Below are 20,579 nucleotides of genomic sequence, written 5' to 3'. Positions count from 1 at the left end.
GGGGCCGCAAAGCGGCCCCACGTCAGATCAGGAGGCGGTACTCGTCGCACCTTGTGCGTCTTTCGGCGCCAGGCGGAGCGTGTAATACAGCACCGTCAGCAGCACCAGGAACGCCGGGCCGATGTACAGGGCCACACGCGTATCCTCGAAGTACGCCATCAGCCCGACCACCAGCACCAGGAAGGCCAGCGCCAGATACGAGCTCAGCGGCCACAGCCACATGCGGTACTTCAATGCCTTGCGCTCGGCAGTGGTAAGGCCGGCGCGGAACTTCAGCTGTGCCAGCAAGATCATCACCCAGGTCCAGATCGCACCGAAGGTGGCGATCGAGGTTACCCAGACGAAGACCTTTTCAGGCACCAGGTAGTTGGCCAGCACGCCCAACAGCAACGCGCCGATCGACAGCAGCAGCGCATTGCGTGGCACGCCGTTCTTCGAGGTACGGGCGAAGGCCGCCGGGGCCTGGCCATTCTGCGCCAGGCTATAGAGCATGCGCCCGGTGCTGAAGATGCCGCCGTTGCACGACGAAAGCGCCGCTGTGATGACCACGAAGTTGATGATGCCGGCGGCGGTCTTGATGCCGAGACGCTCGAAGGTCATGACGAACGGGCTGCCCTGACTGCCGATTTCGTTCCACGGATAAATCGACAGGATCACGAACAACGCACCGACGTAGAACAGCAGGATGCGCCAGAACACCGAGCCGATGGCCTGCGGAATGGTCTTTTGCGGGTTGCGTGCTTCACCTGCGGTGAGGCCGATCATTTCCACGCCCAGGTAGGCGAACATCACCATCTGCAGCGACATCAGCACGCCAGTCACACCATTGGGCATGAACCCGCCGTTGCTCCACAGGTTGGAGATACCGACTGCGACACCGTCATTGCCAAAGCCGAAGGCAATGATGCCGATGCCGCCAAGAACCATGGCGATGATGGTGACGATCTTGATCAGCGCGAACCAGAACTCGAACTCACCAAAAGCCTTCACCGCCACCAGGTTGACCGCGCCCATACTGCCCAGCGCCGCCAGGGCCCAGATCCAGCGCGGTACGTCGGGGAACCAGATGCCCATGTAGATGGCCACTGCAGTAATTTCGGCAACACAGGTCACCAGCCACAGGAACCAGTAGTTCCAGCCGGTCAGGAAGCCCGCCAATGGGCCGAGGTAATCCTGGGCATAACGGCTGAAAGAGCCGGCGACAGGGTTGTGCACGGCCATTTCACCAAGCGCGCGCATGATCACCAGGATGGCCAGGCCACCGATGATGTAGGACAACATGATGGCCGGGCCGGCCATTTCGATCGCCTTGGCCGAACCGAGGAAAAGACCGACACCGATACAGGCGCCCAGCGCCATCAGGCGGATGTGCCGTTCGCCCAGTTCACGCTTGAGCGGGCCGCCTTCAGTGGCCTGGCCGTGGGCAGAGTGGTTGCCGACTGGCATAGCAATACAACCTCATTTTGTTATTGGATTTGACCTCCGTGCAGCCGCGACCATGCCGATAGGCGTGGCGTTGGCTTGCCAGGCCGGCCTTGTGAGCCGGCCCATGTGCCGGACTAGAGCGCCCGGCAGGGCGAAGGGGGCCAGCAGTATAGGAAGACCGTTGTAGGAGTTTTCACTGTATATATGCAGAAATTTGGCTAGAACTCTGGGGCCGCTGCGCCCCCCAAAAATCGCCAAGGCACCATAGCAACATCGTCCGTTGAGGAAACCCACACCAAAGCCGCATAGCCCTACGCCACTTTTCCCTTCTTCTTACAAATTTTTCACCCTATCCACTCAACGTCTAAGCTTCAGACAAGCAAGACGAAAACACCTGGCCGGATAGAAGACTATGGGCGCACTGTGGCAATCGGAACCCAGCAGAACGGAAGCACCCGAGATACCTCCGGCCGAGACGCCACAACCTGAATCCCCCCGTCAGCGTCGGCTATGGTGGTGGCTGATCCTCCTCACCCTGCTGGTGGCACTGGTAGTTATCGCCGTTGCCGCGTACGACGAGTTCCGCACCTCCGAACTACAATCGCGCGAGTTCAGCAAACTGGCCGGTACACTGACCTACTCGCTGCAACCTGGTCCCAGCGACGCCATCATCTACCCCGGCGATGGGCCGTTCGACAAACGCCTGGGCTATAGCGCCCTGGGTGAATTCCTGCCACGCCTGCTCAAGCGCGACTACCTCATCAGCGAACAGGTGAAGTTCTCTCCCGCACTGATGAACTACGTCGAACATGGGCTGTTCGCTCCCTATATCGAGAAGATCCAGGCCGGCCTGTCGATCACCGACTGCCGCGGCGACACGCTGTACCAGTACAACTACCCCCAGCACCTGTACCCGGACTTTGCGGCGATTCCTCCCGTGATGGTCAACAGCTTGCTGTTCATCGAGAACCGCGACCTGTTGGATACCAACGAACCACGTAACAACCCGGCCGTGGACTGGCCACGCTTTGCCAAGGCCGCCTACAGCCAGGTCGCCAAGTACCTGGCCCTGCCCGGCCAGTCTGCCGGCGGCAGCACCCTGGCCACACAGCTGGAGAAATATCGCCACTCACCCGATGGCCTGACGGTGTCGGGCGCGGAGAAGATCCGGCAGATGATTTCTGCCAGCGTACGTGCCTATCAGGGCGGCCCCGACACCACAGAGGCACGCCAGCGCATCGTGCGCGACTACCTCAACAGCGTACCGCTGTCGGCCGTGCCTGGGCATGGTGAGGTACATGGCATGGCCGAGGGCCTGCGGGTGTGGTACGGCGCCGACTTCGACCAGGTCAACCAGGCCCTGAACGCCACCGCCACCGACCCCGAGAGCATGGCCGCGCGCGGCCTGGCCCTGCGCCAGGTACTGTCGCTGATGATTGCCCAGCGCCGCCCCTCGTATTACTTGTCCAAGGGCCGGGTCGAGTTGGCCGAACTCACCGACTCGCACATTCGCGTGCTTGCCGCCAACAAGGTCATCAATCAGCCGCTGGCCGATGCCGCGCTGGCCAGCAAGGCGGTGTACCGCGACTGGGTAGCGCAGCCAACCATCGTACCGATCATCACCAACAAGGGCATCAGCCTGGCACGCAACCGCCTGTCGGCCATGCTCAACCGCCCGCTGTACGACCTTGACCGCCTTGACCTGTCAGCCACCAGTACCTTGCAGGCCGACCTGCAACTGCAGGTCAGCCAGTACCTGAAAAACCTTGCCGACCCAGAGTTTGCCGCACAGATCGGCCTGATCGGCGAGCGGCTACTCACTGCCAAGACCACCGACCAGGTGAGCTACAGCTTCACCTTGTTCGAGCGCACCGCCGATGGCTCACGGGTACGGGTGCAGACCGACAGCACCAACCAGCCCTTCGACATCAATGAAGGCAGCAAGCTGGAACTGGGCTCAACCGCCAAGCTGCGGGTACTGACCACCTATCTGGAAATTATCGCCGAGCTGCACGACAAGTACGCGGGCAAACCTGCCGCCGATCTGAAGAAGGTCGAAGTGGCCGAACTCGACCGCATCACGCAATGGTCGCTGGAATGGCTGGCACAGAACAGCAAAAACCAGAGCCTGGACGCCATGCTCGACGCCGCGCTGGAACGCAAGTACTCGGCCAACACCGGCGAAGCGTTCTTCACTGGCGGCGGGATGCATGTGTTCAACAACTTCCGCAAGGAAGACAACAACCGCAACCCGACACTCAAAGACGCACTGCGCGAATCGATCAACCTGCCGTTCATCCGCCTGATGCGCGACCTTGTGCGCTACGTGACTTACCAGCAGCCGTACAACCGCGTGGCGCTGCTCAAGGACGACACCGACCCGCGCCGTCAGGAGTACCTTGCGCGCTTCGCCGACAAGGAGGGCACCAAGTACCTGATGCGCTTCTGGAAGAAGTACCAGCGTAAAACCTCGCAACAACGCCTGGACACGTTCCTCGACAGCATGCGCGTGACCCCACAGCGGTTAGCGGCAGTACACCGCTACCTGTTCCCCGAGGCAGGCCAGGAAACGTTCAACGCATTCGTGCGTGCCCACCTCAACGGTAACAAGAAAGTGTTGGGCAAACTGACCGATGGCCGTCTGTCAGAGATGTACGCTGCTTACGGCCCAGGCAAGTACGACCTGCCCGACCAAGGTTACATCGCCAAGGTTCACCCGCTGGACCTTTGGCTGCTTGGCTACCTGCTGAAGCACCCAAGCTCGACACTGACCGAGATGGTCAATGCCAGCCGTTTCGAGCGCCAGGAGGTATATGGCTGGCTGTTCAAGAGCCGCCACCAGAGCGCCCGAGACAGCCGTATCCGCACCATGGTCGAAATCGAAGCCTTCCTCGATATCCACCAGCGCTGGAAACGCGTGGGCTATCCATTCGACCACCTGGTGCCCTCATTGGCCACCGCCATCGGCAGCTCCGGCGATCGCCCCGCTGCCCTCTCGGAACTGGTCGGGATCATCCAGAACGACGGCATTCGCCTACCAACCCTGCGCATCGATACCCTGCACTTTGCAGCCAATACACCCTACGAGACCAAGTTGATCACAGACCCGGACCGGGGCGTGCGAATTCTGCCGGTCGAAGTGGCACGTGCGCTCAAAGGCGCCATGTCGCAAGTGGTCGACGCAGGTACCGCGCGGCGTATTTCCGGCAGCTTCAAGCTACAGGACGGCACGCCACTGGTGATGGGCGGCAAGACCGGTACCGGTGACAACCGAATCGAAAGCTTCGGCGCCGGCGGCCGGCTGATCGGTTCGCGCTCGCTGAACCGCACCGCCACCTTCGTGTTCTTCCTCGGCGACAACCACTTCGGCACGCTGACCGCCTTCGTGCCGGGTCGCACGGCAGAAGCGTTCAAATTTACCTCGGCGCTGCCGGTGCAGGTGCTCAAGGGCATGGCACCGATCCTCATGCCATACCTGCAGCCAGGCAACCCGAATGAGTGCAAACCGCCACAGGTTGCCCTGCACACACCGCCGCCGACAGGTAACACATCGACTGAGTAGATGATAATCATCAGCATTTAAAGGCTTGTCATTAGATATATCTTGAGTAATATCTTACGATATATCGCAAACGACAGAGCCCTATTCTTATGCGCGAACATCACCCTCATGACCCCTTCGAGCGGCGCCCCGGCCGTGGCGAACGCGGCCCGCGGGTCTTCGCCCCTGGTGACCTCAAGCTGCTGATGCTGGACATGCTGGCCGAGCAACCCGGCCACGGTTACGACCTGATCCGCCAGATCGAAAACCTGTTCGAAGGCAGCTACAGCCCAAGCCCCGGGGTGATCTACCCCACGCTGAACTTTCTTGAAGAAGCCGAGCTGATCAGCGGCCAGGTGCAGGGCAGCAAACGCCTGTATGCCATCACCGATGCCGGCCGCAGCGCCTTGGCGGATCAGGCGGTAGCCCTGGATGGCGTGCGCATGCGCATCGAGGTCAGCAAACGCGCCCTGCGCGGCCACGACCGCCCACCAGAGATTCATGAAGCAGTCGGCAACCTGCGCCATGCACTGCACATGCACAGCGGCCGCTGGACCGCGGAAGAAATCGAACGGGTCCGTGACCTGCTCAACCATGCCGCCAAGGCCATTGCCTCCGGGCCAACCGAACCTTTCAGGGAGACGCCCAATGAGTGACACCGTTCACCGCGTAAACCATGAGATCCGCCAGCGCCGTCTGCAGGTACTTCGGGTCACCGAGCTGACCCCGCGCATGCGCCGCATCACCTTGGGGGGTGCCGAGCTGCAAGGCTTTACCAGCATGGGCAGCGACGACCATATCAAGCTGCTGTTCGCCGAAACGCCGGAGCAACAACAGGCCATCGAGGCCCGTAATCTGGGTAAGGACGGTGGCGCGCGGCCTACCATGCGCGAGTACACGCCACGGCGCATCGACCTGGTGGCAAATGAGCTGGACATCGACTTCGTGCTGCACGGCGACGGCCCTGCCTCTACCTGGGCCGCACAGGCCACGCCCGGGCAAACCCTGGACATCGCCGGACCAAGGGCCTCGCTGGTGGTACCGGATATTTTCGACAACTACCTGCTGATCGGCGATGAGACTGCCATCCCGGCAATTGGCCGTCGGCTGGAGGAGTTGCCAGCCGGCCGCCAGGTGCTGGCAGTGATCCAGATAGAAGACGAGCAGGAGCGCCAGCCGCTGCCAAGCAAGGCCCAGGTGGAAGTGATCTGGGTACGTCGCCAAGAGGAAGACTTGTTGGCACTGGTGCGAAACCTGAGCTTGCCGCAAGGCCAGCTGTATGCCTGGGTGGCGCTGGAGAAAGCCCTGACTCGCCAGGCCAAGGCGTTGTTGCTGGAGAAAGGGGTAAAGGAAGACGCGCTAAAGGCTGCAGCCTACTGGCGGGCCAACGGGACCGCCGACGACGAGTGATCGTGATTGCCTGATCTGCCGTCTTCGCGGGCAAGCCCGCTCCTACACTGATCGGGGATGGACGCAAATCGGCGGTTGGACACAAATCGGTTGTTGGCACAGGCCGTTGTAGGAGCGGGTTCACCCGCGAACACCGGCGCAGCCGGCGCCACGCAAAGCGCCGCCTGCGTCTCGGTTTGAACCATTTGATAAGACCAAGCGGTTCAGCCCCGACCACCTCAGAAAAGCTCGACCGCCCACAGCGTATCTACAGGGCGCCACGCCACGTTGTTGCTTACCAACGAAGGTCTCGCTGCCCCGCCAGGGCCTGCGGCCCGAGCCATTGGGCCCCACGCAACAATGGCGTCAACGGCGCTTCAGGCTGCAGCTGGAACACCACCTGCGCCCGGCGCCCTGGCAGGTCGGCATCCACGCCCAGTTGATGTTGCCCTTGCTGCGCTAACTGCCCGCGCAGGTGCCAGCCACTGCGGCAGTCCATTTCCAGCCAGCCGTGCCCAAGGCCTAGTGACCAAGGGTCGCTCAGCGCAAGGTCGGTTACGATCACGCGGCCTTCACTGGCTTGGCATTGGCGCCCTGCCCCTTGCATCTTCAACACACCCTGCCACTGGCCGGCCAGGCGGTAATCCGTCGATACCGTCGCCAAAGTCCCCTTGGCTGATACCTCCAGCCGCCAACGCCAAGGCCAGCCGTCTGCAAGCAACTGCCAGGCCTGGCCCTGGAACCCCACCTGCGCATTCGCCTGCAAGCGCCAGGGCTGCAGCGTCCAGCGCAAAGGCCCGACCGGCCCCCATTGTTGTGCCTGCCCTTGCCAAAGGCTTCCACTGACATCACGTATCGGCAGGCCGGACGCACGCACCAACCACTTGGCCGGAAGCTCGATAAACAGCGTGAGCACGAATACCAATAGCACACAGGCCATTGCTGCTCTGCGGCTCATGGCTGCACCACCAGGTCGAATCGCAAAGCCTTGCCCTGCTGCTCCAGCCCCCATTGCAACGGCAGTGCGCCTTCTGCACGCAGGCTCTGCAGCCAGCCTTGCAGCATGCGCTCATCGGCCACTTGCCCGCGCAGCTGCCAGGCCTTGTCTTGTGTATCGACTTCGGTCAGTTCGATCCCACGGGCCTGGGCCGACTGACGTAGCCGCTCCAGGTTCACACCGGGCCCGCCTTGCAGGCTGGCCGCCTGTTCGGCCAGCGCGCGCCACTGGCCAAGCTCGCGCCATTGCGCAACGCCTTCACGCAGGGCCAGGACGGCCAGCAGCAGAGCGATCAGTCCCCAGGCGAACTTGAAGCGATGACGCTGTAACCAGTCCCGGTTCATGAGGCGGCTCCCAAGTCGAAGATCACCCGGCCTTCTTGAACCTGCACTGTGGCGCCAGCGGCAGCCGCCATATCACGCCATGGCGGCGCATTGCCCTCGCCCTCCAGGCGCAGGTGCCAACGCTGACCATCGAAGCGCACCGCTTGCAGGCGCCAATCAGGGTTGGCCCGCAGCCAGGCCTGCAAGCGAGCCTGCAGGTCGTCTAGCTGACGTGTACGCAGTTGCTGCTGCAGTACGCTCTCGCGCAGGCGCTTGAGGGCCTGCGCCGCGTGCCGAGGGCTGGCCTGCTCGCCGGTCACGGCAATGACCTGGCTGCGCCAGAGTTGCGCCTGGCGCCATTGCTGGCTCAACCACAAACCACCCCAAACGGCGGCCAGCACCAGGCAAGCCGCCAGCAGCCGCTGCTGCTGGTGGGACGCCACCGGCAACGAGCGCACTTTGCGGGTGCGTTCGAACAGACCGGGTAATGTGTCGAGCGGCGCAAATACGGTGGGCCAGTTGCCGCTCAGCGACGTCTTGTGCAGCCCTGCCCACGGTGGCTGCGGCACCCCACCCAAGGCATCAGGCCAGGCCAGCCAGTGTTCCTGTCCGTCTTCGGCCAGCCCTTTGTAACAGGACATGCCGGGCATACGCTGCCATTGCCAGGCGCATCCTGGCTCGGGCAACGGCAGCAACTGTAGCTCCGCCCAGCAGCGCACCACCTGCAAGCCCCAGGCGGCACATTGGCCACGCCAGTCATCCAGTTGCTGACGCGCCACTACCAGCAGGCGAAGGTGCCCGGGTTCACGGGCCAGGCAGGCACAAGCCACCTCATGCGGGGCCTGCAGCAATCGATCCTCAAGCAACAAAGGCCATTCTTCGCGCTTGAGCCCGGGCGGGGCCGGCACGCGAAAATGGCTGCAGGCTTCGGCAGGCAGAACCAGCGCAACATGGGCCTGCGGGTTGGCCGGTGGCTCACCCTGCCCCTGGCTTTGCAAAATACCCTCCTGGACCAGCGCCCAGTGCCAGACAGCACCCGGGCGCAGCAATAGCCACGCCTGGGCCGGCGTACGCCGCCGCCATTCAAATTTCATGAGCGCCCCCATGGAAGGGCGAAGGTGCAGACATAGGGGGCTCCATCACGCAGCAGTTCCAGACGCACGCCACGGCCTGGGTGCACCGGTTGGTCAGAAGGCCAGGCCAGCCAGCGGCCGCCCTGGTAGTACAGAACGTTCATGGCGCTGACCTGGTCGAGTCGTTCGCGCTGTACCCAGCGTGGGGCGACGGCGGCGTACAAATCCGCCGAGCTTTCCAGCAGCAGGCGCTGCTCACGGGCCTCGAAGCGCAGGCGCTGGCGTTGCAGGCGCGAGCCACCTTCGGCTGCCGGCAGGCCGGTGCTGGCAACCCACAGCAACTGGTTGCTAGCGGGCTGCCAGTCCAGCCAACGACTGGCCAACGGCAGACGCTGGTCGTAGACACGGCGCAGCACCGGGCTGTCGAAGCGCCGCTCCAGCGCCAGGCAAAAGTCCAGCACCGAGGTTTGCTGATTGGTGTGCTGCAGGCGCTCGCGCACCTTCAGCCAGCCGTTGACCAAGGCAGCCAGCATGATGCCAAGCACGGCAGTCAGGGCCAGAGCGACCATCAGTTCGATCAGGGTCAGGCCTGCCTGGTGGCGTTTCATGGGCGCTCCAGAAACACGGTGTACTGGCCCAGTGGCAGGCGCTGCTCGCGGTCGGCGAACAGCTGTAGCTCGCCACGGCGCAGGTCGCGCACGCCGGTGCGGCGCAGTTGCAGTTGCCAGTGACACAGTTGGCCACCTTGCCCAAGCTCGCCGGCTACCTGGTTTTCGGCAGGCCAGTACTGCTCGACGACAAAGCGTGCTTGCAGCTCACGCGCGCACAACAAGCCAAGGCGGTGCTGTTGCAGGTTGTCCTGCACAGCCAGCCGCTGGCGGAGTACCTGGCTGGTGATCACCGCCAGCACGGCAGCGATCGCCAGGGCTACGGTCACCTCCAGCAGAGTGAAACCACGCTGTGTTTGCTTCATGGCACTACCCACATGCCATCGGTGCGGCTCCAGGCCCATTGCTGACTGCCATCGGCCCAGCGCCAGCGCACGCTACCCGACTGCGCCCAGCCATGCGGCGTGAACAGCACGCGCGGTTGCGGGCTGGCCGGCCAGTCCGGGTGCAGGCCCTTGGGCCAGTCGCCGAGCGGCACCGCTTCGACCACCCAGGCATTGGCCTCGCGGCGCACGAACTCCGGGCGCTGGCCATTCCAGCGCAGCCCGCGCAGTTGCCCGGCATGCCGGGCCAGCGCGGCCTGGCCGCGAGTCTCGGCCGCCAATCGTTGCAAGGCCTGGTCGACACGGGCCTGGCCACTGCCGAGCCCGACTACCGCCAGCCCGGTCATCAGCCCGGCGATGGCCAGTACCACCAGCAGCTCGATCAGGCTGAAGCCACGCTGACCGCGCACCGGTTACAGCGCCCAGTTACCCAGGTCGGCATCCTGGCCTTCGCCACCCGGCATGCCATCGGCGCCCAACGAGTACACATCGACCCGGCCGTGTTCGCCGGGCATGCGGTACTGGTAAGGGGTGCCCCACGGGTCTTCCGGCAGGCGACGCACGTAGCCATCACTGCGCCAAGCCCGAGGCAGCGGCTCCTGAGCCGGCTTTTTCACCAGCGCGGCCAGGCCCTGTTCGTTACTGGGGAAGCGCAGGTTGTCCAGACGGTACATGTCCAGTGCCTGCTCCAGGGTGGCCAGGTCGGCCATCACCTTCTGCTTCATGGCCTTGTCCTGGTTGCCCAGCACGCTGGGCGCAACCACGGCGATCAGCAGGCCGATGATGAAGATCACCACCATGATTTCCATGAGGGTGAAGCCGCGTTGGCGGTTACTTCGATGCTGCATGGCAATACTCCTTGTCGTCACAATTGCAGGCCCTGGTTGAGTTGCATGATCGGCAGCAGCACCGCCAGCACGATGAACAGCACCACAGCGCCCATCACCAGGATCATCAGGGGTTCGAACAGCGCCATGGCGGTATCGACCTGGCGGGCAAAGCCGCGCTCCTGGTCGTCGGCCACGCGCTCGAGCATGTCCGCCAGGGTGCCGCTGGCCTCGCCGCTGCCGACCATATTCACCAGCAGCGGCGGGAATTGCTGGCTGGCATCTAGCGCACGGTGCAGGCTTGTGCCGCCCTGCACGTGTTGGCGCACCTGCTCCATGGCCAGGCGGATACGCCGGTTACCGATGGTTTCAGTGGCCACTTGCAAGGCTTCGAGCAGGGCCACGCCACTGCCAGTGAGAATCGCCAGGCTGCGCGCCAGACGTGCGCTTTCCAGCACCTGCAGCAGGCTGCCAATACGTGGCAGGCGCAGCAGCAGTTGGTCGCGACGCAGACACCAGTGCGGTTTGCGCAGCAACCATCCAGCCAGCACGGCAAGCATCAACGCCAGCCCCAGCAACCACGGTCCGGCCTGCACCACCGCCTGGCTCAAGCCGATCAGCAACGAGGTAATCAGCGGCAGACTCTGCCCGGCGTGGGCAAACTGTTCGGTGAGCTTGGGCACGACGAAGGTCATCAGGCCAATGACCACGGCCAGCGACACCCCCATCAGTACCGTGGGGTAGATCAACGCGGTACGGGCCTTGTGTTGCTGGCGTTGCACCTGCTCCAGATGGTCGGCCAACCGGGTCAGCACCTGGGCCAGGTGCCCGGAACGTTCGCCGGCCTCGACCAGCGCGCAGTACAGGCCAGTGAACGGTGCGCCCTGCCGGGCCAGGCTGCGGGCCAGGCCCAGGCCTTCGGCCAGCGAGCCGCGCAAGGCCACCAGCACACTGTGCAGGGCGGGCTGACGCAGTTGCCGTTCAAGGGTGGCAAGGGCATCGACCAAGGGAATGCCGGCCCCGGTCAAGGTGGCCAGCTGACGGGTCAGCTCACACAGCTGGGCGCGGCTCAGGCGCTGGCGACGGGGTTGTCGGCTGCCGGCTTCATGACGCTGCAACTGGCGGGCGAACAGGCCCTGCTCGCGCAACAGCTGGCGAGCGTGGCGTTCACTGTCAGCCTGCAAGCTGGCCTTGTGCGATTTGCCGGCGAGGTCAACGGCCTGGTAGCGATAGGTTGGCATGCCTTAGCCCTGTACCACGCGCAGTACTTCGGCCAGGCTGGTCTCGCCGCGAGCAAGGCAATCGCTGGCCATCGCCACCAGGCTTTGGCGCCGATCAGCCAGGTAATCCTGCATGGCCAGCTCACTGGCGCCGTCGTACAACAAGCCGATGAGCCCAGCGTCCAGTTCGATAAACTCGTACAGCCCCAGTCGCCCGATATAACCGCTGCCCTGGCAATGCTCGCAGCCCACGGCGTGATAAGTGCTGTCCAGTGCCGCCAGCTCGGGCCACAGCTCGCGCTCGGCGGCCTGTAGCGGGTGCGCCACGGCACAGCTGCACAAACGCCGCACCAGGCGCTGGGCCAGGACGCCGCGCAGGCACGAGGCGATCAGGAAGGGCTCGATGCCCATGTCGCGCAGGCGGGTCACTGCGCCTACCGCGCTGTTGGTGTGCAAGGTCGACAGCACCAGGTGGCCGGTGAGGCTGGCCTGCACGGCGATCTGTGCAGTCTCCTGATCGCGGATTTCGCCGAGCATGATCACATCTGGATCCTGACGCAGGATGGCGCGCAGGCCACTGGCAAACGTCAGCCCCGCACGCGGGTTGATCGCGGTCTGGCCAATGCCGGCGATGGCGTACTCCACCGGGTCCTCGACGGTAAGGATGTTGCGGCTGCCATCGTTGAGGCTGTTCAGGCTGGCGTACAGGGTCGTGGTCTTGCCCGAACCGGTCGGCCCGGTGGACAGCACAATGCCGTTGGGCCGCGCCAGGCAACTGCGCAGGCCCTGCAATACCGCTGCCGGCATGCCCAGGTTATCCAGCGCCAGCAGGCTGGCCTGCTTGTCGAGCACGCGCATCACCACCCGCTCGCCGTGGATGCCGGGCAAGGTCGAGACTCGTACATCCACTTCGCGCCCCGCCGCGCGCAAGGTGATGCGGCCGTCCTGGGGCTGACGCTTTTCAGCGATGTCCAGGCGGGCCATGACCTTGATCCGTGATACCAGCATGGCCGACAGCGCACGCGGTGGACGCAGCACCTCACGCAGGTGGCCATCGACCCGCAGACGCACCACCAGGCTCTGCTCGAAGGTCTCGATATGGATGTCCGAGGCGCGCAGCCGCAGCGCCTGGCCGAACAGGCCGTTGATCAGGCGGATCACCGGCGCTTCGTCGTCGCTTTCAAGCAGGTCTTCGATGCGCGGCATCTCGCTCATCAGGCTATCCAGGTCGACCTGGTCGCCGATGCCTTCGATCAGCGCCTCGGTGGCGGCATCGCCGGCCTGGTACAGCTGGCCAAGGCGCTCGTCGAACAGCGCAGGTTCCAGATATTCGAGCAGGCTTGGCTGGCCATGCACACGCAACAACTCCTGCAACTGGGCATTGTCGGCGTCGGGCCGCAGCCATAGCTGCCAGCCCTGCTCTGCCGGGGCCATGGCCACTCCGCTCTGCCGTGCCTGGCGATAGGGCAGCATCACCAGTCACCGCCTTCCAGGCGTGCGCGGCTGGCGGGGAATACCTGCAACAGCCGCGTGCCCTCTGCAAGGTCCGGCAATTGCAGCGGTGTGGTCTGCTGCAGGGTGCGGTACTTGTCTTCACTGAGGCCCGCCAGGCTCGGGCCGTCGCGCAGGATACGCGGGCGGATGAACACCATCAGGTTCTGCTTGGTATTGCGGGTGGCATCGGAGCGGAACAACCGGCCAAGATAAGGAATGTCGCCAAGCAGCGGCACACGCTGGTTGCTGGTACTCAACTCGTCACTGATCAGGCCGCCAAGTATCACCAGGCCGTTGTCCTCGACCATGACCTTGGTCTTGATCTCGCGCTTGTTGGTGATCACGTCGCTGGCCGAGCTGGTGTCGGCAATCGACGACACCTCCTGGACGATGTCCAGGCGCACGCTGTTATCGATATTGATCTGCGGCTTGATGCGCAGCTTCACCCCGACTTCCTTGCGCTCGATGGTCTGGTACGGGTTGGCGTTGTTCTGCGTCACGGAGCCGGTGACGAAGGGCACCTCCTGACCGACCAGGATCGATGCTTCGGCGTTGTCCAGGGTCAGCAAGGTGGGCGTGGACAGCAGGTTGAAGCCGCTCTTGCCCTTCAGCGCGTTGATCAGCATGGCGAAGTTGAAGCCCCCGCCGAAATGGCCGATGCCCGCCGTGGCACCGGTAGTGGTGGACAACAGGTCACCCAGGGCCTCGTTGTCGCCACTGGCGGCGGCCCCGGCAATGCTGGCGATATTCACCCCGTTACTGCCGAAGTTGACGATACCGGCGCCGAACTTCTCGTCGGCGAACAGCCACTGCACACCCAGCTCCTGGGCGCTGCTGTCGGACACCTCGGCGATGATCGCTTCGACCACCACCTGGGCACGGCGAATGTCCAGTTGCTCGACAATGGCCCGGTACGCTGCCAGCTCGCTGTCGGGGCCGACCATGACCACGGCATTGGTACCTTCTTCGTATTCCAGGCGGATGCCCGGGCCACCGGAGGCTGGCATCACCGGCCGGTCCTTGCCCTCTGCCTCACCCGCGCCCTCAGCCGGCACCGCACCTTCCTGGCTGAGCCCTCGCAGCACCTTGACCACTTCACCGGCATTGGCATGGCGCAGGTAGATCACCTGGGTGCTGCCATTGCCCGGTGCCTCTTGAGGGCGGTCAAGCTGGCGCAGCAGGCTGGCGATGCGTTCGAGGTTGCTGCGCCAGTCAGTCACCACCAACTGGTGCGCCGCCGGGTACGGTGTAATAACCCCAACCCGCGGGTCGATCAGCGGTTTGAGGATACCCAGTACCTGTTCGCTGGCGGCGTTGCGCACGTTGAATACGCGGGTGGCCACGCTGTCGCTACCCTCACCCTGCCGCCCGCCCGCCTCCACTGGCACCGGCTCCAGGCGCGCGGCCTGGTCGGGCACGATCTTCACGCTGCCATTGGGCAGGTCGACGGTGGCATACCCCTGGGCGCGCAGTTGGGCCAGGAAGATGTCGTAGATGGCGTCGGCGTCGTGCAGGTCGACAGTGCGCACGGTGACCTTGCCCTTGACCCGGGGGTCGACGATGAAGGTAGTGCCGGTGATGCGCGACACGCTGTCGATGAACTCGCCGAGTTCGGTATCGACGAAATTCACTTCGTACATCGGCGTACCGTTGTCATCGAACACCGGCTCTTGGGCATAGGCCATGGACAAGGCCAGGCTCAGCGCAGCCGCCATGCAGTATCTAACAGGCATCGTTCATCCTTGCCGCTTGAAGCCGGTCACGGCGGGGCGTGGCGGCCAGGGCAGGCGCTCACGCCGCCCCTGGTTGTTGAAAATCAGGCCATCGCTGTCGATGTCCTGCAGCACGATCCCTGGCGCCAGGCGCTGACCGCGGGCCAGGGTGCGCACTTGCTGGCCGTAGCGCAGCACCACCACACTGGCGGCCAATGGCTGGGCCTTGAGGCCGCCGAGGTACTGCAGCGGCAGACGGGTGATGGTGATGGCGCCGTTGTCGGGCGGCGCCTGCCAGTGACCGACCATCAGCCCGGGCAGCGGGCTATCGGCCACCGCAGGTGCCGTGGCCGGGTGTGGCTGCCGGCTCAGCTGCAGCACACACTGCGCAGACAGCCAGCCGGCCAAGGTCAGGCCAGCACCGGTGAGCAGACGCGAGGTGAGCATCACGAGGCCAATTGCCGTGGGTGCCAGCCTGGGTGCCCCTGCACGTAACGCACTTCGGGCAGTTGCAGCGGCGCCAGTTGCCAACCGTCAGGCTGGCGGGCGAGCCAGGCCTCGACCCGCTGCCAAAGTGGCTCGCCGGCCTGGCTTTCGAATTGCAAGCCAAAGGTGCGGCACAGGCCCTGCACCGGCTCCAACCCCGTGATGCGCTTGCCTTGTGGGCTGTAGCTGACGCTCCAGGCCTGGCCCTGCCAGCGCGGCAGGTCCTGGCTGTTGTCCAGCAGCAGCGGGTCACCGAACAATTGTTCAGCGGCGTTTTCCAGCACTTGTTCGACCTGCCTGGCCGGTGCCTCGACCACTGGCGCCGGGTAACCACCGGTAAGGCTGATCAGGTGTTCGCGGGTAATGGGCGCCCCGGCGGACAGCGGGTAGTCGTAACGCAGGCCCGGCAGCAACACGGGCATGCTGCTATCGTCGGCCAAGGCTTGATGCAGCAGGCAGTCCCAACTGCCGCCACGGGTATCGCGGCGCCACAAGGCCTGGGGCGCGCGGGCCAGCGGCTGGTCGAGCCAGGCCGCGTGGCCGGCCCGTTGCTGGCGCAGTTGTGCCTGCAATTGCGCGACACGCAGCTGCGCGGCAGGCGCCAGTTGCTGTTCAAAGGCCGGGAAAAAACGCCCGTCGAACTGCCACTGGCCGGCCACTCGCTGGCAGCGCAGGCGGAAGGCACCGCTGCCCCGGCAGCCGGCAAACAGCACCGGCACGCGCCGACCGCTGGCCTGGGTGACCTCGACCGGTGCCGGCCACAGGTCCTGACCACGGGCACACAACAGCACGTCGATTTGCGGCACCCGTTCAGCCAGCCACAAGCCGGGGCCCGTGCCTGCATCGGCCATGGCCACCACCAGGTCAGCCTCGCGCCGGGCTTGCTCGAATACCGGCAGCAGTGACTGATACCACTGTTTAAGAGAGGCTTTCTGGTCCTGTGCGTACGGGTCGGTCACGCCAACCACTGCAATACGGGCACCGCCGCGCTCGAAAATGTGCAGGCCTTGCACGCCCAGTGCCTGGCGTTGTGCGTCAGCCAGCCCGGCGCCGAGGGTAATGGCGCTGGCCTGGCGATACAGGCCCATGCAGCGTTGCGGCCACAGCACACGCTCGTCGCTGCTGACCCGCGCTTCGATGCCCAACAGCTGGCTGCCTTGCACACCACTTTCGCCCTGGGTCAGGTAGGCCAGGCCACTGCCATTCCAGCCTTGGCCGTTTTCCAGGGTCAGGCTGTTGCCCGCACCGGCCTCGCCACGCAGTTGTTCCAGCAACGCCGCGAGCACCGCATAACCGCCCAGCGGGGCCGTCGTTGCCTGGCGGGCATCGAGCAGCGGCGCCAGTTGAGGGTAGGCGATGCTGGCGCTGCTGCCGGTCATCCAGGGCGCACGGCCCAAGTGGCTGACCGGCCCCAGCCGGGTAGCCGGTACCACCGCCTGGCCAGGCTGGCGGGCATCGAGGGTATCGGCGACGTACAGCAAGTCGAGCCGGGCGTTGCCGCCCTGCTGCCCTGGGAAGGCTGTGCAGGCGCCGAGCAGCGGTGCCAAGGCACCGATACCCATCCAGCCGATCACTTCGCGCCTGCGCACACTGCTCGCCATCGCATCGCCATCCTTATCCACGTCCATTCAGGGTCCCGGATGTTGCGGCGTTGGCATTACAGTTTGATGGCAGAAATCCGACAGAAATTCCAATTCGATCTTTAGATTCCCCATCCAAGAACCGAAAGTTTTAAAAGCTCGTTAACATTTCTGCCAAGGAATCATCACACTTGCGCCTTACAGTCGCGGTTTCTTCCAACTCAGCCAACATAAGGACAACCTGATGAGTCGAGATACCGGCGACAACCTGGACCGGAACCAAAGCGGCAATCTGCCGATGGCCAACGTCATGGATGCCTACCTGAGCCGCCGCAGCGTGATGCGCGGCAGCCTGGGCGCCGCCATCGCCATGATCGCCGGTACCGGCCTGACAGGCTGCTTCGACGGTGGTGGTTCCGATCACGATGATCCGGTCACCGAACCGCCAGTCACCGAGCCGGAAGTGCCAAAACTGGCGCTGGGCTTCCAGTCCATCCCAGGCTCGCGCACCGACGCCTGTGTGGTCGCCGCCGGCTATAGCGCCTATGTGCTGGCACCTTGGGGCACGCCACTGAACAGCAACGGCAACCCGTGGAAGTCCGACGGCAGCAACACCTCGACCGACCAGGCCAACGCCATGGGCATGCACCACGACGGCATGCACTTCTTCCCCATCAACGGCAGCTCGGAAGACGGCCTGCTGGCAATCAATTTCGAGTACATCGATACCGCCGCCCTGCACCCGGCCGGCCCCACTACCGATGTCAACGGCAAGCGCCCAGTTGAAGAAGTGCGCAAGGAAATCAACGCACACGGTGCTGGCGTGGTACGCCTGCAGAAAATCAACGGCCGTTGGCAGGTGGTCGACAACGACCCGCTGAACCGTCGCTTCACCACTGCTTCACGCATGGAAATCACCGGCCCGCTGCGTGGCACCGACCACGTCAAGACCAAGTACTCCACTGCTGGCACCCACTGCCGTGGCACCAACAACAACTGCGGCAATGGCTATACCCCGTGGGGCACCTACCTGACCTGCGAAGAGAACTGGCCGGGCATCTTCGTCAACAAGGGTACCCGCCCCGAGGACCAGCGCCGCATTGGCGTGGGCACCTCCAGCGGCCAGTACAAGTGGGAAAGCGCTGCCGGTGACGCCAGCGAAGTGGATGACGAATTCGCCCGTTTCGATGTTACCGTCAAAGGCGCCAGCGCCACCGACGACTATCGCAACGAAGCCAGCACCTACGGCTACATTGTCGAAATCGACCCGTACAACAGCAGCACCCTGGCCACCAAACGCACCGCGCTGGGCCGCTTCCGCCACGAGGGCTGCGCCCCCGGCCTGCCCGTCGCCGGCAAGCCGCTGGTGTGGTACATGGGTGACGACTCGAACAACGAGTACCTGTACAAGTGGGTGTCCACCGCCGTGTGGGACCCCGCCGACGCCACCCCGGCCGACCGCTTGGCCACCGGCGCCAAGTACCTCGACCAAGGCAAGCTCTACGTGGCCCGCTTCAATGCCGACGGCACCGGTGTATGGCTGCTGCTGGATGTGGCCACCGCCACCACGGGCGGCAGCACCTTGGGCGCGCTGTACGGCGACTTGCCGGGCATCATCCTCAACACCCGCGGTGCTGGCGATGCCGTGGGCGCAACGCCGATGGACCGCCCGGAATGGACAACGGTCAACCCGCTGAACGGCGATGTGTACCTGACCCTGACCAACAACAGTGCACGCACCCCGGACAAGGTCGATGCAGCGAACCCGCGCGGCCCGAACCGCCACGGCCACATCATTCGCTGGCACGACAGCGACGATCAGCTGAGCTTTAACTGGGACATCTTCGTGTTCGGCGCCAACGCTGCCGGTACTGCCGACATCAACCGCTCCGGCCTGACCGAACTGAACCAGTTCGCCAGCCCCGACGGCATGAGCTTCGATAGCCGCGGCGTGCTGTGGTTCGAGACCGACAACGGCGAAAGCACCTTGACCGACTACACCAACGACCAGTTGCTGGCGGTGATCCCTACCGACCTGGTGGATGCCAGCGGCAAGCAGGTGCCGGTGAACGCACAGAACCAGGTGGACCTGCGGCGCTTCTTTGTCGGGCCAAACGGTTGCGAGGTGACCGGGATTACCTTTACCCCGGACAACAAGACGCTGTTCGTCAACATTCAGCACCCGGGGAACTGGCCGTATACCGACAAGGCGACCGATGCGACGCCGGCTGGGGCTACCGTACGGCCGCGGGCTTCGACGGTGGTGATCCAGCGTATTGATGGCGGGGAAATCGGCACCGTTTGATCCAGTGCCGGTCAGCCAACCTTTTGCTGGCTGTACCGGCCTCTTCGCGGGCAAGCCCGCTCCTACAGGGATCCCACGGGTTTCAAAACCGGCGTAGGGGCGGGCTTGGCCGCGAAGGCGCCCGTAAACGTTACCAGGCTATCGGCTCCCGGCTACGCACCCGCACTTGCTGCGCTGGCACCCGGGCATGCCATTGCACCACCCCCAGCGCCTCCACCTGGAATTCGCTGCGCATCACCCGCCCCTCTTCTTCGAACGACAGCTGCAACAGAAAATGCCCGCTATTGAGCAGCAGCCCTTCGCTCAACCGTTCGAACGTTTCATCATCCACCGCCCCCAGCGCCTGGCGCAGCGCGGCGGCATCCACGTACCCTGACGCCGGCCGACCGCTGATGATGCGGCTGAGCAACGAACGCGAGTAACGCCCTTCATACAGCGCCTCCAGCAGGGGCAGATGCTCCAACCCCAGCGCGTTGGCATTGAGCCGCCAACCCGTGGTCTGGGGCAAGGCGCACAGCATCGGGTAACGCGCCTGGCGGCTGGCGTCCGGCTCCAGCAACAGGTTCAGCTCGCTGGTGTCGAGCATCGGCTGGTCAGCCGCCAGCCGTGGCGGTTGCTGACGCAGGTACTGGGCGCTCTCGGCGCCCTGCAGGCGGGCATCACTGTCGGCATCGAGCCAGTCGACCAAGGCATCGACCAGGCGTTCGGCCGCCATGTCATTGCCCAGCAAGTAACGCAACTGGCGCTCGGCGCGTTCGCCATCGGCACCCAGCAGCGCATTGACGTTGAAGCAGGTGTGCTGGTCGCGTACCCGCAACTGCGCCTGGCCAGCGCCAAAATCGTAGTTCAGCGGCTGCCCGCGCAAGGCTTGCCAGAACAGCGGACTGAGCCGCCAGGCGGGGTCACGCAGGGCCTGCCCGGCATAGGCCAGGCCGGCCTGCTCCATGGCCCGCACCTGCACCCGCTGGTGCAACAGGCGCACTTCGTCAACCTGGCGTCGGCCATCCTCCACCAACCAGGCCATGCCCGCCGCCAGCATTGCCAGCACCACCATCACCATCAACAGGGCCGCACCCTGCTGTTGCCTTCCACCCATCCGTGTGTGCCTCGCTCGCGGAATAAAAACGCCAGTCAACACGCGGGGTGTTTCAGGTAGATGGCAATGCCCGTTCGTCATGCGCACGTCATCTAGGCAAGGCAGGATTGCCCTTCCTTT

At 64.4% G+C, this 20,579-nt stretch carries 18 protein-coding genes; 4 read left to right on the top strand and 14 right to left on the bottom strand.

The features are described from left to right. Nucleotides 1-27 precede the first annotated feature (27 nt). Nucleotides 28-1,446 (bottom strand): amino acid permease, encoded by a 1,419-nt coding sequence (locus tag ACE4QZ_RS07690; RefSeq protein ID WP_021781949.1) that lies wholly within the window; start codon nucleotides 1,444-1,446, stop codon nucleotides 28-30. 391 nt (nucleotides 1,447-1,837) lie between these two features. On the opposite strand from ACE4QZ_RS07690, the gene ACE4QZ_RS07685 reads away from it, so the two are divergent. From ACE4QZ_RS07685 to ACE4QZ_RS07675, 3 genes are all read left to right on the top strand, one after another. After that, complete coding sequence (locus ACE4QZ_RS07685; RefSeq protein ID WP_103463192.1) at nucleotides 1,838-4,987, top strand: transglycosylase domain-containing protein; 3,150 nt, start codon at nucleotides 1,838-1,840, stop codon at nucleotides 4,985-4,987. 89 nt (nucleotides 4,988-5,076) lie between these two features. Beyond that, a complete protein-coding gene (locus ACE4QZ_RS07680; protein ID WP_021781947.1) occupies nucleotides 5,077-5,622 on the top strand; it encodes a PadR family transcriptional regulator in 546 nt (181 codons plus the stop codon). Continuing rightward, nucleotides 5,615-6,376, top strand: coding sequence for a siderophore-interacting protein (locus ACE4QZ_RS07675; protein ID WP_021781946.1), 762 nt, complete (start codon nucleotides 5,615-5,617; stop codon nucleotides 6,374-6,376). The genes ACE4QZ_RS07680 and ACE4QZ_RS07675 overlap by 8 nt, the downstream gene beginning before the upstream one ends. Nucleotides 6,377-6,650: 274 nt before the next feature. On the opposite strand, the gene gspN is transcribed toward ACE4QZ_RS07675, so the two are convergent. From gspN to ACE4QZ_RS07615, 12 genes are read right to left on the bottom strand one after another with little or no spacing between them, the layout of a single operon-like run. Next, nucleotides 6,651-7,313, bottom strand: a complete 663-nt coding sequence (gene gspN / locus ACE4QZ_RS07670; protein WP_103443560.1) for a type II secretion system protein N — start codon at nucleotides 7,311-7,313, stop codon at nucleotides 6,651-6,653. Further along, nucleotides 7,310-7,696, bottom strand: coding sequence for a type II secretion system protein GspM (gene gspM, locus ACE4QZ_RS07665; protein ID WP_103443559.1), 387 nt, complete (start codon nucleotides 7,694-7,696; stop codon nucleotides 7,310-7,312). The genes gspN and gspM overlap by 4 nt, the downstream gene beginning before the upstream one ends. Continuing rightward, complete coding sequence (locus ACE4QZ_RS07660) at nucleotides 7,693-8,769, bottom strand: GspL/Epsl periplasmic domain-containing protein (RefSeq protein WP_258035548.1); 1,077 nt, start codon at nucleotides 8,767-8,769, stop codon at nucleotides 7,693-7,695. Before ACE4QZ_RS07660 ends, gspM begins: the two co-directional genes overlap by 4 nt. Beyond that, nucleotides 8,766-9,356, bottom strand: a complete 591-nt coding sequence (locus ACE4QZ_RS07655; RefSeq protein ID WP_021781942.1) for a type II secretion system protein J — start codon at nucleotides 9,354-9,356, stop codon at nucleotides 8,766-8,768. The genes ACE4QZ_RS07660 and ACE4QZ_RS07655 overlap by 4 nt, the downstream gene beginning before the upstream one ends. Then, nucleotides 9,353-9,721 carry a type II secretion system protein GspI gene (locus ACE4QZ_RS07650; protein ID WP_103443557.1) on the bottom strand — a complete coding sequence of 123 codons (369 nt, stop codon included), beginning with the start codon at nucleotides 9,719-9,721 and terminating at the stop codon, nucleotides 9,353-9,355. Before ACE4QZ_RS07650 ends, ACE4QZ_RS07655 begins: the two co-directional genes overlap by 4 nt. Next, nucleotides 9,718-10,149 carry a type II secretion system minor pseudopilin GspH gene (gene gspH / locus ACE4QZ_RS07645; RefSeq protein ID WP_021781940.1) on the bottom strand — a complete coding sequence of 144 codons (432 nt, stop codon included), beginning with the start codon at nucleotides 10,147-10,149 and terminating at the stop codon, nucleotides 9,718-9,720. The genes ACE4QZ_RS07650 and gspH overlap by 4 nt, the downstream gene beginning before the upstream one ends. Before the next feature lie 3 nt (nucleotides 10,150-10,152). Beyond that, nucleotides 10,153-10,587, bottom strand: coding sequence for a type II secretion system major pseudopilin GspG (gene gspG, locus ACE4QZ_RS07640; RefSeq protein ID WP_103443556.1), 435 nt, complete (start codon nucleotides 10,585-10,587; stop codon nucleotides 10,153-10,155). Nucleotides 10,588-10,604: 17 nt separating this feature from the next. Continuing rightward, nucleotides 10,605-11,807: a type II secretion system inner membrane protein GspF gene (gene gspF / locus ACE4QZ_RS07635; RefSeq protein WP_103443555.1), complete on the bottom strand. Its 1,203-nt coding sequence runs from the start codon at nucleotides 11,805-11,807 to the stop codon at nucleotides 10,605-10,607. 3 nt (nucleotides 11,808-11,810) lie between these two features. Beyond that, nucleotides 11,811-13,259 carry a GspE/PulE family protein gene (locus tag ACE4QZ_RS07630; protein ID WP_103463193.1) on the bottom strand — a complete coding sequence of 483 codons (1,449 nt, stop codon included), beginning with the start codon at nucleotides 13,257-13,259 and terminating at the stop codon, nucleotides 11,811-11,813. Then, nucleotides 13,259-14,995, bottom strand: a complete 1,737-nt coding sequence (gene gspD / locus ACE4QZ_RS07625) for a type II secretion system secretin GspD (RefSeq protein WP_103443553.1) — start codon at nucleotides 14,993-14,995, stop codon at nucleotides 13,259-13,261. The genes ACE4QZ_RS07630 and gspD overlap by 1 nt, the downstream gene beginning before the upstream one ends. Before the next feature lie 21 nt (nucleotides 14,996-15,016). After that, on the bottom strand, nucleotides 15,017-15,439 hold the full coding sequence (locus ACE4QZ_RS07620; protein WP_021781935.1) for a pilus assembly protein PilZ: 423 nt from the start codon (nucleotides 15,437-15,439) through the stop codon (nucleotides 15,017-15,019). Further along, complete coding sequence (locus ACE4QZ_RS07615) at nucleotides 15,439-17,079, bottom strand: hypothetical protein (RefSeq protein WP_021781934.1); 1,641 nt, start codon at nucleotides 17,077-17,079, stop codon at nucleotides 15,439-15,441. Before ACE4QZ_RS07615 ends, ACE4QZ_RS07620 begins: the two co-directional genes overlap by 1 nt. A gap of 223 nt (nucleotides 17,080-17,302) precedes the next feature. On the opposite strand from ACE4QZ_RS07615, the gene ACE4QZ_RS07610 reads away from it, so the two are divergent. Then, complete coding sequence (locus ACE4QZ_RS07610) at nucleotides 17,303-19,363, top strand: PhoX family protein (protein ID WP_103443552.1); 2,061 nt, start codon at nucleotides 17,303-17,305, stop codon at nucleotides 19,361-19,363. Nucleotides 19,364-19,493: 130 nt separating this feature from the next. Here ACE4QZ_RS07610 and gspK read toward each other — a convergent pair whose 3' ends face one another. Then, the gene (gene gspK / locus ACE4QZ_RS07605; RefSeq protein ID WP_103463194.1) at nucleotides 19,494-20,459 is read right to left on the bottom strand and encodes a type II secretion system minor pseudopilin GspK; all 966 of its coding nucleotides are present in this window, start codon (nucleotides 20,457-20,459) and stop codon (nucleotides 19,494-19,496) included. Between the last annotated feature and the right edge of the window lie 120 nt (nucleotides 20,460-20,579).

Origin of the sequence: Pseudomonas sp. DCA-1, from assembly GCF_046523955.1 — a bacterium.
Lineage (GTDB): Bacteria > Pseudomonadota > Gammaproteobacteria > Pseudomonadales > Pseudomonadaceae > Aquipseudomonas > Aquipseudomonas putida_Y.
Note: the sequence above shows the minus strand (reverse complement) of the source record. Positions and strands in the feature narration are given on the sequence as shown.

Bases quoted from the DNA above. Each gene is read 5' to 3' on its own strand.
- ACE4QZ_RS07690 (WP_021781949.1), bottom strand. From the start codon at position 1,446: ATGCCAGTCGGCAACCACTCTGCCCACGGCCAGGCCACTGAAGGCGGC.
- ACE4QZ_RS07685 (WP_103463192.1), top strand. From the start codon at position 1,838: ATGGGCGCACTGTGGCAATCGGAACCCAGCAGAACGGAAGCACCCGAG.
- ACE4QZ_RS07680 (WP_021781947.1), top strand. From the start codon at position 5,077: ATGCGCGAACATCACCCTCATGACCCCTTCGAGCGGCGCCCCGGCCGT.
- ACE4QZ_RS07675 (WP_021781946.1), top strand. From the start codon at position 5,615: ATGAGTGACACCGTTCACCGCGTAAACCATGAGATCCGCCAGCGCCGT.
- gspN (WP_103443560.1), bottom strand. From the start codon at position 7,313: ATGAGCCGCAGAGCAGCAATGGCCTGTGTGCTATTGGTATTCGTGCTC.
- gspM (WP_103443559.1), bottom strand. From the start codon at position 7,696: ATGAACCGGGACTGGTTACAGCGTCATCGCTTCAAGTTCGCCTGGGGA.
- ACE4QZ_RS07660 (WP_258035548.1), bottom strand. From the start codon at position 8,769: ATGAAATTTGAATGGCGGCGGCGTACGCCGGCCCAGGCGTGGCTATTG.
- ACE4QZ_RS07655 (WP_021781942.1), bottom strand. From the start codon at position 9,356: ATGAAACGCCACCAGGCAGGCCTGACCCTGATCGAACTGATGGTCGCT.
- ACE4QZ_RS07650 (WP_103443557.1), bottom strand. From the start codon at position 9,721: ATGAAGCAAACACAGCGTGGTTTCACTCTGCTGGAGGTGACCGTAGCC.
- gspG (WP_103443556.1), bottom strand. From the start codon at position 10,587: ATGCAGCATCGAAGTAACCGCCAACGCGGCTTCACCCTCATGGAAATC.
- gspF (WP_103443555.1), bottom strand. From the start codon at position 11,807: ATGCCAACCTATCGCTACCAGGCCGTTGACCTCGCCGGCAAATCGCAC.
- ACE4QZ_RS07630 (WP_103463193.1), bottom strand. From the start codon at position 13,259: ATGCTGCCCTATCGCCAGGCACGGCAGAGCGGAGTGGCCATGGCCCCG.
- gspD (WP_103443553.1), bottom strand. From the start codon at position 14,995: ATGGCGGCTGCGCTGAGCCTGGCCTTGTCCATGGCCTATGCCCAAGAG.
- ACE4QZ_RS07620 (WP_021781935.1), bottom strand. From the start codon at position 15,439: ATGCTCACCTCGCGTCTGCTCACCGGTGCTGGCCTGACCTTGGCCGGC.
- ACE4QZ_RS07615 (WP_021781934.1), bottom strand. From the start codon at position 17,079: ATGGCGAGCAGTGTGCGCAGGCGCGAAGTGATCGGCTGGATGGGTATC.
- ACE4QZ_RS07610 (WP_103443552.1), top strand. From the start codon at position 17,303: ATGAGTCGAGATACCGGCGACAACCTGGACCGGAACCAAAGCGGCAAT.
- gspK (WP_103463194.1), bottom strand. From the start codon at position 20,459: ATGGGTGGAAGGCAACAGCAGGGTGCGGCCCTGTTGATGGTGATGGTG.